This window comes from Nocardioides jiangsuensis, assembly GCF_019679455.1.
GTDB lineage: Bacteria > Actinomycetota > Actinomycetes > Propionibacteriales > Nocardioidaceae > Nocardioides_C > Nocardioides_C jiangsuensis.
The window spans coordinates 479,183-492,630 of record NZ_JAIEZQ010000001.1 but is presented as its reverse complement, the minus strand read 5'-3'; the positions used below and the strand labels follow the sequence as shown (position 1 = coordinate 492,630).

Annotated in this window: 9 protein-coding genes and 1 tRNA gene; 6 read left to right on the top strand and 4 right to left on the bottom strand. The window is 69.7% G+C overall.

The window, feature by feature from the left end:
• Positions 1 to 127: 127 nt before the first annotated feature.
• The 3 genes from gltB to pyk all read left to right on the top strand — a co-directional run bounded on the left by gltB (position 128) and on the right by pyk (position 7,796).
• On the top strand, positions 128 to 4,648 hold the full coding sequence (gltB, locus tag K1X13_RS02355; RefSeq protein WP_221023432.1) for a glutamate synthase large subunit: 4,521 nt from the start codon (positions 128 to 130) through the stop codon (positions 4,646 to 4,648).
• A complete protein-coding gene (locus K1X13_RS02350) occupies positions 4,641 to 6,107 on the top strand; it encodes a glutamate synthase subunit beta (RefSeq protein ID WP_221023431.1) in 1,467 nt (488 codons plus the stop codon). The genes gltB and K1X13_RS02350 overlap by 8 nt, the downstream gene beginning before the upstream one ends.
• 237 nt (positions 6,108 to 6,344) lie before the next feature.
• On the top strand, positions 6,345 to 7,796 hold the full coding sequence (gene pyk / locus K1X13_RS02345) for a pyruvate kinase (protein ID WP_221023430.1): 1,452 nt from the start codon (positions 6,345 to 6,347) through the stop codon (positions 7,794 to 7,796).
• Between the two features lie 22 nt (positions 7,797 to 7,818).
• On the opposite strand, the gene K1X13_RS02340 is transcribed toward pyk, so the two are convergent.
• Positions 7,819 to 7,891 (bottom strand) — tRNA-Leu (locus tag K1X13_RS02340).
• A gap of 139 nt (positions 7,892 to 8,030) precedes the next feature.
• Between K1X13_RS02340 and K1X13_RS02335 the strand changes: the two genes are divergently transcribed.
• The 3 genes from K1X13_RS02335 (at position 8,031) to K1X13_RS02325 (ending at position 10,373) form a co-directional block, all read left to right on the top strand.
• On the top strand, positions 8,031 to 8,213 hold the full coding sequence (locus K1X13_RS02335) for a hypothetical protein (protein ID WP_221023429.1): 183 nt from the start codon (positions 8,031 to 8,033) through the stop codon (positions 8,211 to 8,213).
• Between the two features lie 57 nt (positions 8,214 to 8,270).
• Positions 8,271 to 8,897, top strand: a complete 627-nt coding sequence (locus K1X13_RS02330; protein WP_308249342.1) for an ANTAR domain-containing response regulator — start codon at positions 8,271 to 8,273, stop codon at positions 8,895 to 8,897.
• A 222-nt stretch (positions 8,898 to 9,119) separates the two neighbouring features.
• Complete coding sequence (locus tag K1X13_RS02325; RefSeq protein ID WP_308249341.1) at positions 9,120 to 10,373, top strand: ABC transporter substrate-binding protein; 1,254 nt, start codon at positions 9,120 to 9,122, stop codon at positions 10,371 to 10,373.
• A 226-nt stretch (positions 10,374 to 10,599) separates the two neighbouring features.
• Here the strand turns inward: K1X13_RS02325 and K1X13_RS02320 are convergent, their stop codons facing one another.
• Genes K1X13_RS02320 through K1X13_RS02310 form a run of 3 tightly spaced genes read right to left on the bottom strand, consistent with a single transcriptional unit; the run spans position 10,600 to position 13,434 of the window.
• A complete protein-coding gene (locus K1X13_RS02320) occupies positions 10,600 to 11,376 on the bottom strand; it encodes an ABC transporter ATP-binding protein (protein ID WP_221023426.1) in 777 nt (258 codons plus the stop codon).
• On the bottom strand, positions 11,373 to 12,452 hold the full coding sequence (locus K1X13_RS02315) for an ABC transporter ATP-binding protein (RefSeq protein ID WP_225914497.1): 1,080 nt from the start codon (positions 12,450 to 12,452) through the stop codon (positions 11,373 to 11,375). The genes K1X13_RS02320 and K1X13_RS02315 overlap by 4 nt, the downstream gene beginning before the upstream one ends.
• The gene (locus tag K1X13_RS02310) at positions 12,442 to 13,434 is read right to left on the bottom strand and encodes a branched-chain amino acid ABC transporter permease (protein ID WP_221023425.1); all 993 of its coding nucleotides are present in this window, start codon (positions 13,432 to 13,434) and stop codon (positions 12,442 to 12,444) included. The genes K1X13_RS02315 and K1X13_RS02310 overlap by 11 nt, the downstream gene beginning before the upstream one ends.
• Between the last annotated feature and the right edge of the window lie 14 nt (positions 13,435 to 13,448).

Sequence of the window (13,448 nt, the reverse complement as noted above, 5' to 3'; positions counted from 1 at the left end):
GGCGACCGTGTTGTAGAGTTTTGATTCCGCATGGGCCAATGTCGTCCCGCGCAACCAGTTGCACCATGACTACGCCGGCTCAGCATCCGCCGACCCGGTGTCACGACGACGACGGGAGAGTGCCTTCATGCAAGCATTCCCGCCGCCCCAGGGGCTCTACGACGGACTCCACGAGCACGACGCGTGCGGAGTGGCCTTCGTTGCAACCCTGACCGGCGTTGCCAGCCACGACATCGTTGCCAAGGCCGTCACGGCCCTGCGCAACCTCGAGCACCGCGGTGCCACCGGCGCCGAGCCGGACTCCGGCGACGGTGCCGGCATCCTCCTCCAGGTCCCCGACCGGTTCTTCCGCGCCGTCGTCGACTTCGAGCTCCCCGCGGCCCGCAGCTACGCGGTGGGCACCGCGTTCCTGCCCGGCGACGACGAGCAGGTCGCCAAGACCCGCAGCCGGATCGAGGAGATCGCCGCCGAGGAGGGCTTCAAGGTCCTCGGCTGGCGCGACGTCCCGGTCGACCCCGACCTGCTCGGCGCCACCGCGCTGAGCGTGATGCCGACCTTCAGCCAGCTGTTCGTGAGCGCCGCCAACGGCCGCGTCGTGGGCATGGCGCTGGAGCGGATGGCGTTCTGCCTGCGCAAGCGCTCCGAGCGTGAGACCGACGTGTACTTCCCGTCGCTGTCCTCGCGGACGATCGCCTACAAGGGGATGCTCACCACCGACCAGCTCGACCGGTTCTACCCCGACCTGGTCGACGAGCGGGTCGAGTCCGCGATGGGCGTGGTCCACTCGCGGTTCTCCACCAACACCTTCCCGAGCTGGCCGCTCTCGCACCCGTTCCGGTTCATCGCCCACAACGGCGAGATCAACACCGTGATGGGCAACCGGAACTGGATGCGCGCCCGTGAGGCACTGCTGGCCAGCGACCTGATCCCCGGCGACCTCGAGCGGCTCTACCCCGTGGTCACCCCCGGGGCGTCGGACTCCGCGTCCTTCGACGAGGTGCTCGAGCTGCTGCACATGGGCGGTCGCTCGCTGCCGCACTCGGTGCTGATGATGATCCCCGAGGCCTGGGAGAACCACGCCGAGATGGACGCCAAGCGCAAGGCGTTCTACGAGTTCCACGCCTCGATGATGGAGCCGTGGGACGGCCCGGCCTGCGTCGTGTTCACCGACGGCACCCAGATCGGCGCGGTCCTCGACCGCAACGGCCTGCGCCCCTCGCGCTACTGGGTCACCGAGGACGGCCTGGTCGTGCTCGCCTCCGAGGTCGGCGTGCTCGACATCGACCCGGCCACGGTCGTCCGCAAGGGCCGCCTCCAGCCCGGCCGGATGTTCCTCGTCGACACCGAGGAGCACCGGATCATCGAGGACGAGGAGGTCAAGAGCGAGCTCGCCGCGGAGCACCCGTACGACGAGTGGCTGCACGCGGGCCTGATCCGCCTCGAGGACCTCCCCGAGCGCGAGCACATCGTGCACACCCACGCCTCGGTCACCCGCCGTCAGCAGATCTTCGGGTACACCGAGGAGGAGAAGCGGATCCTGCTCACGCCGATGGCGCGCAGCGGCGCCGAGCCGATCGGATCGATGGGCACGGACACCCCGATCGCGGCGCTCTCGGACCGGCCGCGGCTGCTCTTCGACTACTTCAGCCAGCTGTTCGCGCAGGTCACCAACCCGCCGCTGGACGCGATCCGTGAAGAGCTCGTGACCTCGCTCAACGGCACCATCGGCCCCGAGGCGAACCTGCTCGAGCCGACCCCGGCGTCCTGCCGGCAGGTCGTGCTGCCCTTCCCGGTCATCGACAACGACGACCTCGCCAAGCTGCGGCACATCAACCGTGACGGCGACCTTCCCGGTTTCATCACCCACGTCTCCCGCGGCCTCTACGAGGTCGAGGGCGGCGGCGAGGCACTCGCCCGCCGGATCGACGAGATCTGCGCCGAGGTGTCCGAGGCGATCGCCAACGGCGCGCGGATCATCGTGCTCTCCGACCGGCACTCAACCCAGGAGCTCGCCCCGATCCCGTCGCTGCTGCTGACCGGCGCGGTGCACCACCACCTGGTCCGGGAGAAGACCCGCACCCAGGTCGGCCTGGTCATCGAGGCCGGCGACGTGCGCGAGGTCCACCACGTGGCCCTGCTGATCGGGTACGGCGCCGCCGCGGTGAACCCGTACCTCGCCATGGAGACCGTCGAGGACCTCGCCCGCGACGGGCACTTCGTCGACGTCGACCCCGACCGTGCGGTGAAGAACCTGGTCACCTCGCTCGGCAAGGGCGTGCTCAAGGTGATGAGCAAGATGGGCGTCTCGACGGTCGCGTCGTACACCGGTGCCCAGATCTTCGAGGCGGTGGGCCTGTCCCAGTCGCTCGTGGACCGCTACTTCACCGGCACCGTCAGCAAGCTCGGCGGCATCGACATCGACACGGTCGCCGAGGAGGTAGCGCTGCGGCACCACAAGGCGTACCCCGTCGACGGGCTCCCGTCGGCACACCGTGCCCTGGAGATCGGGGGCGAGTACCAGTGGCGCCGCGAGGGCGAGCCGCACCTGTTCGACCCGGAGACGGTCTTCCGGCTCCAGCACGCGACCCGCTCCGGCCGCTACGACGTGTTCAAGCAGTACACCCAGCGCGTGGACGAGCAGTCGGAGCGGCTGATGACGCTGCGCGGGCTGTTCCGGTTCAAGGGCGACCGGACCCCGGTGCCGATCGAGGAGGTCGAGCCGGTCTCCGCCATCGTCAAGCGCTTCTCGACCGGCGCGATGTCGTACGGCTCGATCAGCCAGGAGGCGCACGAGACCCTCGCGATCGCCATGAACCGGCTGGGCGGCAAGTCCAACACCGGTGAGGGCGGCGAGGACGCCGACCGCCTCTACGACCCCGAGCGCCGCTCGTCGATCAAGCAGGTCGCGTCCGGCCGGTTCGGTGTCACCTCGGAGTACCTCACGAACTCCGACGACATCCAGATCAAGATGGCGCAGGGCGCGAAGCCCGGCGAGGGCGGCCAGCTACCCGGGCACAAGGTGTACCCGTGGGTCGCGAAGACCCGGTACTCCACCCCGGGCGTGGGCCTGATCTCGCCGCCGCCGCACCACGACATCTACTCGATCGAGGACCTCGCCCAGCTGATCCACGACCTGAAGAACTCCAACCCGTCGGCGCGCGTGCACGTCAAGCTCGTCGCCGAGGTCGGGGTCGGCACGGTCGCGGCGGGTGTCTCCAAGGCGCACGCCGACGTGGTGCTGATCTCGGGCCACGACGGCGGCACCGGCGCGTCCCCGCTGACCTCGCTCAAGCACGCCGGCGGTCCGTGGGAGCTCGGCCTGGCCGAGACCCAGCAGACGCTGCTGCTCAACGGCCTGCGCGACCGGATCGTGGTCCAGACCGACGGTCAGCTCAAGACGGGGCGCGACGTGGTGATCGCGGCGCTGCTCGGCGCCGAGGAGTTCGGCTTCGCGACCGCCCCGCTGGTGGTCTCGGGCTGCATCATGATGCGGGTCTGCCACCTCGACACCTGCCCGGTGGGGGTGGCCACGCAGAACCCGGTGCTGCGCGAGCGGTACACCGGCAAGGCCGAGTACGTCGTGAACTTCTTCGAGTACGTCGCCCAGGAGGTGCGCGAGCTCCTCGCCGAGCTCGGCTTCCGCAGCCTCGACGAGGCGATCGGCCACGCCGAGGCGCTCGACGTGCAGCAGGCCGTGGAGCACTGGAAGGCGCAGGGGCTCGACCTGTCGCCGGTGCTGCACGTGCCGTCGCTGCCGGAGGGCACGCCCCGGCGCAACACCACCGTGCAGGACCACGGCCTCGACAAGGCGCTCGACAACGAGCTCGTGGCCCTCGCGGCCGACGCGCTCGAGCGTGGGGAGCCGGTGCGGGCGCAGCTGGAGATCCGCAACGTGAACCGCACGGTCGGCACGATCCTCGGCCACGAGGTGACCAAGCGCTTCAAGGGCGAGGGCCTGCCCGACGGCACGATCGACCTCACCTTCACCGGCTCCGCCGGCCAGTCGTTCGGCGCGTTCGTGCCGCGGGGGATGACCCTGCGCCTCGAGGGCGACGCGAACGACTACGTCGGCAAGGGCCTCTCGGGTGGCCGGATCGTGGTCCGTCCGGACCGCGGCGCGACCTTCGACGCGGAGAACCAGATCATCGCCGGCAACGTGATCGGCTACGGCGCGACGTCGGGCGAGATCTACCTGCGCGGCCAGGTCGGCGAGCGGTTCTGCGTGCGCAACTCCGGCGCCTCCGCGGTCGTCGAGGGCGTGGGCGACCACGGCTGCGAGTACATGACCGGCGGCCAGGTCGTCGTCCTCGGCCCGACCGGACGCAACTTCGCGGCCGGCATGTCCGGGGGAGTGGCCTACGTGCTCGACCTCGACCGCGGTCGCGTGAACCAGCAGCTCGTCGAGCTCGGCCCGGTCGCCGACGAGTACCGGGACGACCTGGAGGCCGCCGTACGCCGTCACCACGAGGAGACGGAGTCGCCGGTCGCGAAGGCGCTGCTCGACGACTGGTCGGCGGCGGTGGAGCGGTTCACCCAGGTCATGCCGACCGACTTCCGCAAGGTCCTCGAGGCCAAGGCTGCCGCGGAGGCCGCCGGGCTGGACGAGAAGGCCGCCACCGAAGCGATGATGGAGGCACTCCATGGCTGACCCGAAGGGCTTCCTCAAGCACGGACGTGAGGTCGCCTCGCGCCGTCCGGTCGAGGAGCGTGTGAAGGACTGGAACGAGGTCTACCCCGAGGGGATGGGCCGCACGCTCCTGCCGATCATCACCGAGCAGGCCGGGCGCTGCATGGACTGCGGCATCCCGTTCTGCCACCAGGGCTGCCCGCTCGGGAACATCATTCCCGAGTGGAACGACCTGGTCTGGCGGGACGACTGGTCCGGCGCGAGCGAGCGCCTGCACGCGACGAACAACTTCCCGGAGTTCACCGGTCGGCTGTGTCCCGCGCCGTGCGAGACCGCCTGCGTGCTCGGCATCAACCAGGACCCGGTGACGATCAAGAACGTCGAGGTCGCGATCGCCGACCGCGCGTTCGACGACGGGTACGTCACGCCGCAGCCGCCCGAGTGGCTCAGTGGCAAGACCGTCGCGGTCATCGGCTCGGGCCCTGCGGGCCTGGCGGCGGCGCAGCAGCTCACCCGCGCCGGGCACACCGTCGCGGTGTACGAGCGGGCCGACCGCATCGGCGGCCTGCTGCGCTACGGCATCCCCGAGTTCAAGATGGAGAAGAAGTACCTCGAGCGCCGGCTGGAGCAGATGACCCTCGAGGGCACCGTGTTCCGGGCCGGGGTGGACGTCGGTGGCGAGCTGACCGGCCAGCAGCTCAAGGACCGGTACGACGCCGTGGTGCTCGCCGTGGGCTCCACCGTGGCGCGCGACCTGCCGGCCACCGGCCGGGAGCTCGACGGCATCCACCAGGCGATGGAGTTCCTGCCGCAGGCCAACCGGGTCGCGCTCGGCGAGGAGGTCGAGGGCCAGATCGTGGCCACCGACAAGCACGTCGTGATCATCGGCGGCGGTGACACCGGCGCGGACTGCCTCGGCACGTCGCACCGCCAGGGTGCGGCCTCCGTCACGCAGCTGGAGATCATGCCGCAGCCCGGCGACGAGCGTCCGACGAACCAGCCGTGGCCGACCTACCCGATGACGTTCCGGGTCTCCTCGGCGCACGAGGAGGGTGGCGAGCGGGTCTACTCGGTCTCCACCAAGGAGTTCCTCGGCGACGACGAGGGCCACGTCCGGGCGCTCCGCCTGGTCGAGGTGGAGATGCGGGACGGCACGTTCGCGGAGGTCGAGGGCAGCGAGTACGAGATCCCCGCGGACCTGGTGCTCTTCGCCATGGGCTTCACCGGCCCCGAGAAGGAGGGGCTCGTCTCCCAGCTCGGTGTCGACCTCGACGAGCGCGGCAACGTCGCGCGCGACCAGCACTACATGTCGTCGGTCGAGGGCGTGTTCGTGGCCGGGGACTGCGGTCGCGGCCAGTCGCTGATCGTGTGGGCGATCGCCGAGGGACGGGCCGCCGCGGCCGGGGTGGACACCTTCCTCACCGGGGCCACCACGCTCCCGGCCCCGATCCCGCCGACGGCCCGCCCCCTCGTCGTCTGACCTCCGCGTTGAGGCGTCACTCGTTCGGCGTTGAGGCGTCACTCGTTCCGGGTTGAGGCGTCACTCGTTCGGTCCCGGCCCGGGGTACGGCGCCCGCCGTACCCCTGGTCCGCCGAACGAGTGACCTCTCGCGCCCGCACGACTGACCTCTCGACGGGGGAGCGAGATGACCACATCTTGGAACGTTCAAGTGCCCGGTCCTGGTGACCGGCCGGTAACTGAGTAGGGTTGCTGAACGTGCGTAGAGCAAAGATCGTCTGCACCCTCGGTCCCGCGACATCCACCCCTGAGAAGATCCGCGAGCTGGTCGACGCGGGCATGGACGTGGCACGTCTGAACCTCAGCCACGGCTCCTACACCGACCACGAGAAGGCCTACCGTCTCGTCCGAGAGGCCGCCGACCAGGCCGGCCACGGCGTGGGTATCTTCGCCGACCTCCAGGGCCCCAAGATCCGGCTCGGCAAGGTGGCCTCCGGCCCCGTCGAGCTCGAGGAGGGCCAGACCTTCACGATCACCACGCGGGAGGTGCCCGGCGACAAGGAGATCTGCTCCACGACGTACGACGGGCTTCCCGGCGACGTGGCCCCCGGCGACCAGATCCTCATCGACGACGGCAAGGTCCGGCTCGAGGTGACCTCCGTCGAGGACACCGACGTGGTGACCCGGGTCGTCGTGCCCGGTCCCGTGAGCAACCACAAGGGCATCAACCTGCCCGGCGTCGCGGTCTCGGTCCCCGCCCTGTCCGAGAAGGACAAGGAGGACCTGCGCTGGGCGCTGCACCTCACCGTCGACTTCATCGCGCTGTCCTTCGTCCGGCACGCCAGCGACGTCGACGACGTCCGCAAGATCATGGACGAGGAGGGCGTGCACCTGCCGGTGATCGCGAAGATCGAGAAGCCACAGGCCGTCGACAACCTCCCCGAGCTGATCAAGGCGTTCGACGGGTTCATGGTCGCCCGCGGTGACCTCGGCGTGGAGTGCCCGCTCGAGGACGTCCCGGTCATCCAGGCCAAGGTCGTCGAGCTGGCGCGGAAGAACGCCAAGCCCGTGATCGTGGCCACCCAGATGCTCGAGTCGATGATCTCCGCGCCCCGTCCCACCCGGGCGGAGGCCTCCGACGTCTCGAACGCGGTGCTCGACGGCGCCGACGCGGTGATGCTGTCGGGGGAGACCAGCGTCGGGTCCTACCCGATCGAGACCGTCGAGACGATGGCGCGCATCATCTCGTCCACCGAGCGCCACGGCATGCACCGGATGGCGCCGATCGACTGGCAGCCGAGGACCAAGGGCGGGGTGATCGCCAAGGCCGCGGTCGAGGTGGCGCACCGGGTCGACGCGAAGTATCTCGTCGCGTTCACCCAGAGCGGCGACTCCGCCCGGCGGCTCTCGCGCTACCGCAGCGACATCCCGGTGCTGGCCTTCACCCCGGTCCCCTCGGTCCGGTCCCAGCTCGCGCTGTCGTGGGGCATCGAGACGTTCCTGACCTCGCCGGTGGAGCACACCGACGAGATGGTCCGCCAGGTCGACGAGCACCTGCTCAAGATCGGGCGGGTCCAGGAGGGCGACCTCGTCGTGCTCATCGCCGGCAGCCCGCCGGGCATCCCCGGCTCCACCAACGCGATGCGGGTTCACCGGATGGGCGACGCGATCAACGCGGTGGCGCCGGCGTACCGTCGCCCGACTGTCTGACGCGTCGCACGCCGCGGGAGGGTGCCCCGGGTGGGACTCGAACCCACACTGGACGGTGTTTGAGACCGCTTCCTCTGCCGTTGGGATACCGGGGCGAAGTGCGGGGTTACCGTACCCGATCCGCCGTCCTGCCCGGCCACGAGTCCGTGCCCCGAGTCCGCGCCACCCCTCTTGCCAAACTGTACTGAAGCACTAGACTTTACCGATCGGAGTGCAGACGGGAGGGGGCAGGCGATGACGCTGACGACGTGGGCCGCACGGAGGGCGCCGCGGTGGCGGCCGTGGCACCAGGACCGAGCGGTCGACAACGCCCGCGGCGCCGCCACGGAGCTCGCCCGGAGGCGGGTCGAGCGGGAGGAGGTCGAGCTCTTCCTCGACCGGCTCGCCGTCCGCCGGCGCGGAGAGCGCAGCGCCTGACCGCCCGGACCAGGCTGATGTGCGCGAATCGGCCGGGCCGCACTAGCCTTGCCTCTCGTGACCGAACAAGAGCCCCGCCCGTCCGCGCGCCGCGTCGTCATCGCCGAGGACGAGGCGTTGATCCGCCTCGACCTCGCCGAGATGCTCGGTGAGGAGGGGTACGACGTCGTGGGGCAGGCCGGGGACGGCGAGAAGGCCGTCGCGCTCGCGGAGGAGCTGCGTCCCGACCTGGTGGTCCTCGACGTGAAGATGCCCAAGCTCGACGGCATCTCCGCGGCCCAGCGCATCGCCGAGCAGCGGATCGCCCCGGTCGTGATCCTGACCGCGTTCAGCCAGCGCGACCTCGTCGAGCGCGCGCGTGACGCCGGCGCGATGGCCTACCTGGTCAAGCCGTTCAGCAAGACCGACCTCGTGCCCGCGATCGAGATGGCGGTGAGCCGGTTCGGCGAGCTGCAGATGCTCGAGGCGGAAGTCGCCGACCTGACCGAGCGCCTCGAGACCCGCAAGGTCGTCGACCGCGCCAAGGGCGTCCTGCAGAAGCAGCTCGACCTCAGCGAGCCCGACGCCTTCCGCTGGATCCAGAAGACCGCGATGGACCTGCGGCTGTCGATGAAGCAGGTCGCCGAGGGTGTCATCGCGCACGGCCCGGGCATGGCGGACCAGCCCGGTAGCACGCTTCAGTAGGCGTGGACGGCCGTTTCGGGCATGCCCGCTGCGGTAGGTCACGAAATGGCAACGACCAGGTCTTTATTGTGCGCTAGGTCCGCTACGAGCCCCGTCTTTGGCGCTAGGTTCAGTCCAACACCCAGGACACGGTCGCGCCCTCCCCAGGGCGGGGGGCGACCGCAAACTCCATCAGACGGAGGCTCAATGATTCGCCCAACCCGCGCTTGGCGCACGGCTGCGGTGCTCTCCACCGCCGCCCTCGTGCTCACCGCATGCGGCCAGGAGTCCGACACCGGCACCGCCGAGCCCGACGGCACGTCGACGGCCAGCCCCACCGAAGATGGTGGAGCTGCCAAGACCGGTGATGGCACCCTGACCATCGGTAGCCTCCTCCCGCAGACCGGCGACCTCGCCTACCTCGGCCCGCCGGAGTTCGCGGGAGTCGACCTCGCGATCAAGGAGATCAACGACGCCGGTGGCATCTTCGGCAAGCCGATCGCCGCTTCGAAGGCAGACTCGGGCGACGGCACCCCTGACATCGCGGGCGCCTCGGTCGACACCCTGCTCAACGACAACGCCGACGTGATCGTCGGTGCGGCCGCCTCGGGCGTCTCGCTCAGCGTGATCGACAAGATCACCGGCGCCGGCGTCGTCGAGTTCTCGCCGGCCAACACCTCGCCGGCCTTCGACACCTACGACGACAAGGGCCTGTACTTCCGTACCGCCCCGTCCGACGTGCTCCAGGGCGAGGTGCTCGGCAACCTCGCGGTCGAGGACGGTCACGACACCGTGGCGATCATGGCTCGCCAGGACTCCTACGGTGAGGGTCTGGCCAACCGGGCCAAGCAGGTCCTCGAGGAGAAGGGCGCGACGGTCAGCGAGTACGTGCTGTACTCCGCCGAGGCGCAGAACTTCACCGCCGAGGTCAACAAGGTCGCCGCGTCGAAGCCCGACGCGATCCTGCTCATCGCCTTCAACGAGACCACGAAGATCGTCCCGCAGCTGATCTCCAAGGGAGTCGGCCCGCAGGACGTCCAGCTGTACTTCGTGGACGGCAACATGGCCGACTACTCGGCGGAGAACTTCGACCTGGCCGGCGTCAAGGGCACGTTCCCGTCGCCGCCGGAGGTCGACGAGGCGTTCTACGACCGCCTGCTCGAGGTCGACCCGAAGCTGAAGGACTTCACCTACGGCCCCCAGTCGTACGACGCGGTCATGATGGCTGCGCTCGCTGCGCTCCAGGCCGGTGACGACTCCGGCGAGGCGATCGCGTCCGAGCTGATCAACGTCTCCAAGGACGGCACGGCCTGCACGACCTTCGAGGACTGCGCCAAGCTCATCGAGGACGGCGAGGACATCGACTACAACGGTGTCTCCGGTCCGTGCGACATGAACGACACCGGCAGCCCGAACAAGGCCACGATCGGCATCCAGGAGTATGACAAGGGCAACAAGTACAAGCAGATCGACTCGGTCTCCGGCGTCATCAACTGACACCGGCTCCACACGAGTCAGGAGAGGGGCCCGGCCGCATCGGCCGGGCCCCTCTTCATGCCCGTACGGCGTCCGTACCACCTGGGCAGGCACGCTCCCCGGGAGCGCCCGGCACGGCGCCCCTGGCGCCCGGCACGGCGCCCACGGCGCCCACGGCGCCCGCCGCCCGGACATGCGAGAAGCCCGGTCCCCTCCTGGGAGGGGACCGGGCTTCGTCTTGCGGGCGTCAGCCCTTGGCCAGGGTGCCCAGGTAGAGCTCGATGACCTTCGGGTCGTGCGCGAGCTCGCTCCCGGTGCCGGTGTACGCGTTGCGGCCCTGGTCCAGAACGTAGCCGCGGTCGCAGATCTGCAGGCAGCGGGCGGCGTTCTGCTCGACCATGACCACGGAGACCCCGGCCCGGTTGATGCGCCGGGTCTGCACGAAGACCTCGTCCTGCATCACCGGCGAGAGCCCGGCGGAGGGCTCGTCGAGCAGCAGCACCGACGGCTCCATCATGAGCGCGCGGCCCATGGCGACCATCTGCCGCTCGCCGCCCGAGAGGGACCCGGCGCGCTGGCCCCGCCGGTCCCGCAGGGCGGGGAAGAGGTCGGTGACGAAGTCGAACCGCTTCGAGAACGACTTCGGGTTCTGGAACACGCCCATCTCCAGGTTCTCCTGGACCGTCAGCGACGGGAAGACGTTGTTGGTCTGCGGGACGAACCCGATGCCGGCGGCGACCAGGGCGTCGGCCCGCCTGTTGGTGATGTCCCGCTCCTCGAGCAGGACCGTCCCGGACTTCACCTTGACCAGGCCGAAGAGGGCCTTGAGCAGCGTGGACTTGCCGGCGCCGTTGGGGCCGATGATGCCGACCAGCTCGCCGCGCTGGCAGTACAGGTCGGCGCCGTTGAGGATGTTCACCCCCGGCAGGTAGCCGGCGATGAGGTTGTCGGCGCGCAGCACCGCCCCCTCGGCCGCCTTGAGGTGCTGCTCCCGGCCCGGGACGCTGTCGATGGTCTCTGTCATCGCGGACCGTCCTCGTGGTCGTCGGTGCGGGTGGAAGCGGGCTCCGTGGCCGCCGCGTGCTCGCCGGTGGCCGCGGTGGAACCGGTGCGCTCCGTGGTCCCCGTCGACGCGCGGGGTGCAGCGGACGCTGCGGGGCCGCCCTGGAACTCGGAGGACGCCTCGGCGTGGATCTTCTCCTCCGCCTCGAAGGTGAGCGCCTCGTCGTGGTGCGCGCCGAGGTAGGCGTCGATCACGCGCTGGTCGCCCATCACGGACTCGGGGGGCCCCTCGGCGATGATCTTGCCCTGGGCCATCACGATGACCCAGTCGGAGATGTCGCGCACCATGTCCATGTCGTGCTCGACGAAGAGCACGGTGCGGCCGTCGTCCCGCAGCGACTTCACGTGACCGAGCAGCGACTGCTTGAGCGCGGGGTTCACCCCGGCCATCGGCTCGTCGAGCATCACCAGCTCCGGGTCGGCCATCAGCGCGCGGGCCATCTCGAGGAGCTTGCGCTGGCCGCCGGAGAGCTCCCCGGCGAAGTCCTCGCGCTTCTTGATCAGCAGGAACCGCTCGAGCAGGGAGTCGGCGCGCTTGGTGTTGTCGGTCTCCTGGCGTTGCCACATCGGCTTGAACATGGCGCCGAGGAGCGTCTCGCCCTTCTGGCCGGTCGCGCCGACCCGCATGTTCTCGATGACCGTGAGCTTCGAGAGCACCTTGGTCAGCTGGAAGGTACGGACCATGCCCATCCGGGCGACCTTGTACGCCGGGACCTTGTTCAGGCTCGTGCCGTTGAACGACCAGTCGCCGCTGTCGGGGCGGTCGAACCCGGTGAGCAGGTTGAAGAAGGTGGTCTTGCCGGCGCCGTTCGGCCCGATCAGCGCGGTGATCACGCCGCGCTGGACCTCCACGTGCTCCACGTCCACCGCGGTCAGGCCGCCGAAGCTGCGGGTGATGTGGTCGGCGACCACGATCGGGTCGGGCTTCTTCGCGCCCGGCTCGTGGGCCACGTCCGCGAGCACCTCACGCGCGCGCAGGGCGCTCGCGGACGTGCCCCGGCCGGGGGTCTCCATCGGAGCAGTCGTCTCAGCGGGCATCGAGGGCCAGCTCCTTTCGGTCTCCGAAGATTCCCTGTGGTCGGAAGATCATGAGCAGCATGAGTGCGAGGCCCATGAAGATGAAGCGCATCAGGCTGGCCTGGTTCGAGGTCATGATCGACTCGGGGATGAGCCCCGTCGCAGCGGCCTGGGTGAAGAACAGGTCCAGGAAGCTCAGCAGGAACCAGAAGATGATCGCGCCGGCGACCGGCCCGAGCACCCGTGCGGCGCCGCCGACGAGCAGCACCGTGTAGGCGAAGAAGGTGATGTCGGTGGCGAAGAACGACGGGTTGATCGCGGCGCTCTTGAGCGCGGTGATGAAGCCGGCCAGGGCGCCGAAGACGCCGCCGATGATCAGCGACTGCATCTTGTACGAGTAGACGTTCTTGCCGAGGCTGCGCACGGCGTCCTCGTCCTCGCGGATCGACTTGAGGACGCGGCCCCAGGGGCTGCGCATGAGCAGCCAGACGATGAGGCAGCAGATCACGACGAGGATCCAGCCGACCAGCATCACCCACGCGTCGTTGGCGCGCCAGGACACGACGCCGGGGATCCCGATCGAGCCGCTGAAGGGGTTCAGCGACCGGAAGCTGTCGCTGAAGCCGGTCAGGCCGTCCTGGCCGCCGAAGTACTCGAGCAGGCTCACCGAGCCCACCGTCTGCCGGATGATCTCCGCGGCGGCGATGGTCACGATGGCCAGGTAGTCCGCCCGCAGCCGCAGTGTTGGCACGCCGAGCAGCAGCGCGAGCACGACGGCCAGCAGGAGGCCCACGACGACGCCGAGCCAGAAGGGGAGACCCCAGGTGGAGACGACGGAGGCCATCGCGTAGCCGCCGATCGCCATGAAGCCTGCCTGTCCGAAGTTCAGCAGGCCTGTGTAGCCGAAGTGCACGTTGAGGCCGATGGCCGCGAGACAGTAGACGACCGCCGACGGGCCGAGGCCCTGCTGGAGGGCGAGGCTGAAGATGTTCTGCCAGTCCATGGAGCTCTCTCTTC

What these genes read in the sequence shown, in the direction of transcription:
- gltB (WP_221023432.1), top strand. Translation starts at nt 128, where the DNA reads ATGCAAGCATTCCCGCCGCCCCAGGGGCTCTACGACGGACTCCACGAG.
- K1X13_RS02350 (WP_221023431.1), top strand. Translation starts at nt 4,641, where the DNA reads ATGGCTGACCCGAAGGGCTTCCTCAAGCACGGACGTGAGGTCGCCTCG.
- K1X13_RS02335 (WP_221023429.1), top strand. Translation starts at nt 8,031, where the DNA reads ATGACGCTGACGACGTGGGCCGCACGGAGGGCGCCGCGGTGGCGGCCG.
- K1X13_RS02320 (WP_221023426.1), bottom strand. Translation starts at nt 11,376, where the DNA reads ATGACAGAGACCATCGACAGCGTCCCGGGCCGGGAGCAGCACCTCAAG.
- K1X13_RS02315 (WP_225914497.1), bottom strand. Translation starts at nt 12,452, where the DNA reads ATGCCCGCTGAGACGACTGCTCCGATGGAGACCCCCGGCCGGGGCACG.
- K1X13_RS02310 (WP_221023425.1), bottom strand. Translation starts at nt 13,434, where the DNA reads ATGGACTGGCAGAACATCTTCAGCCTCGCCCTCCAGCAGGGCCTCGGC.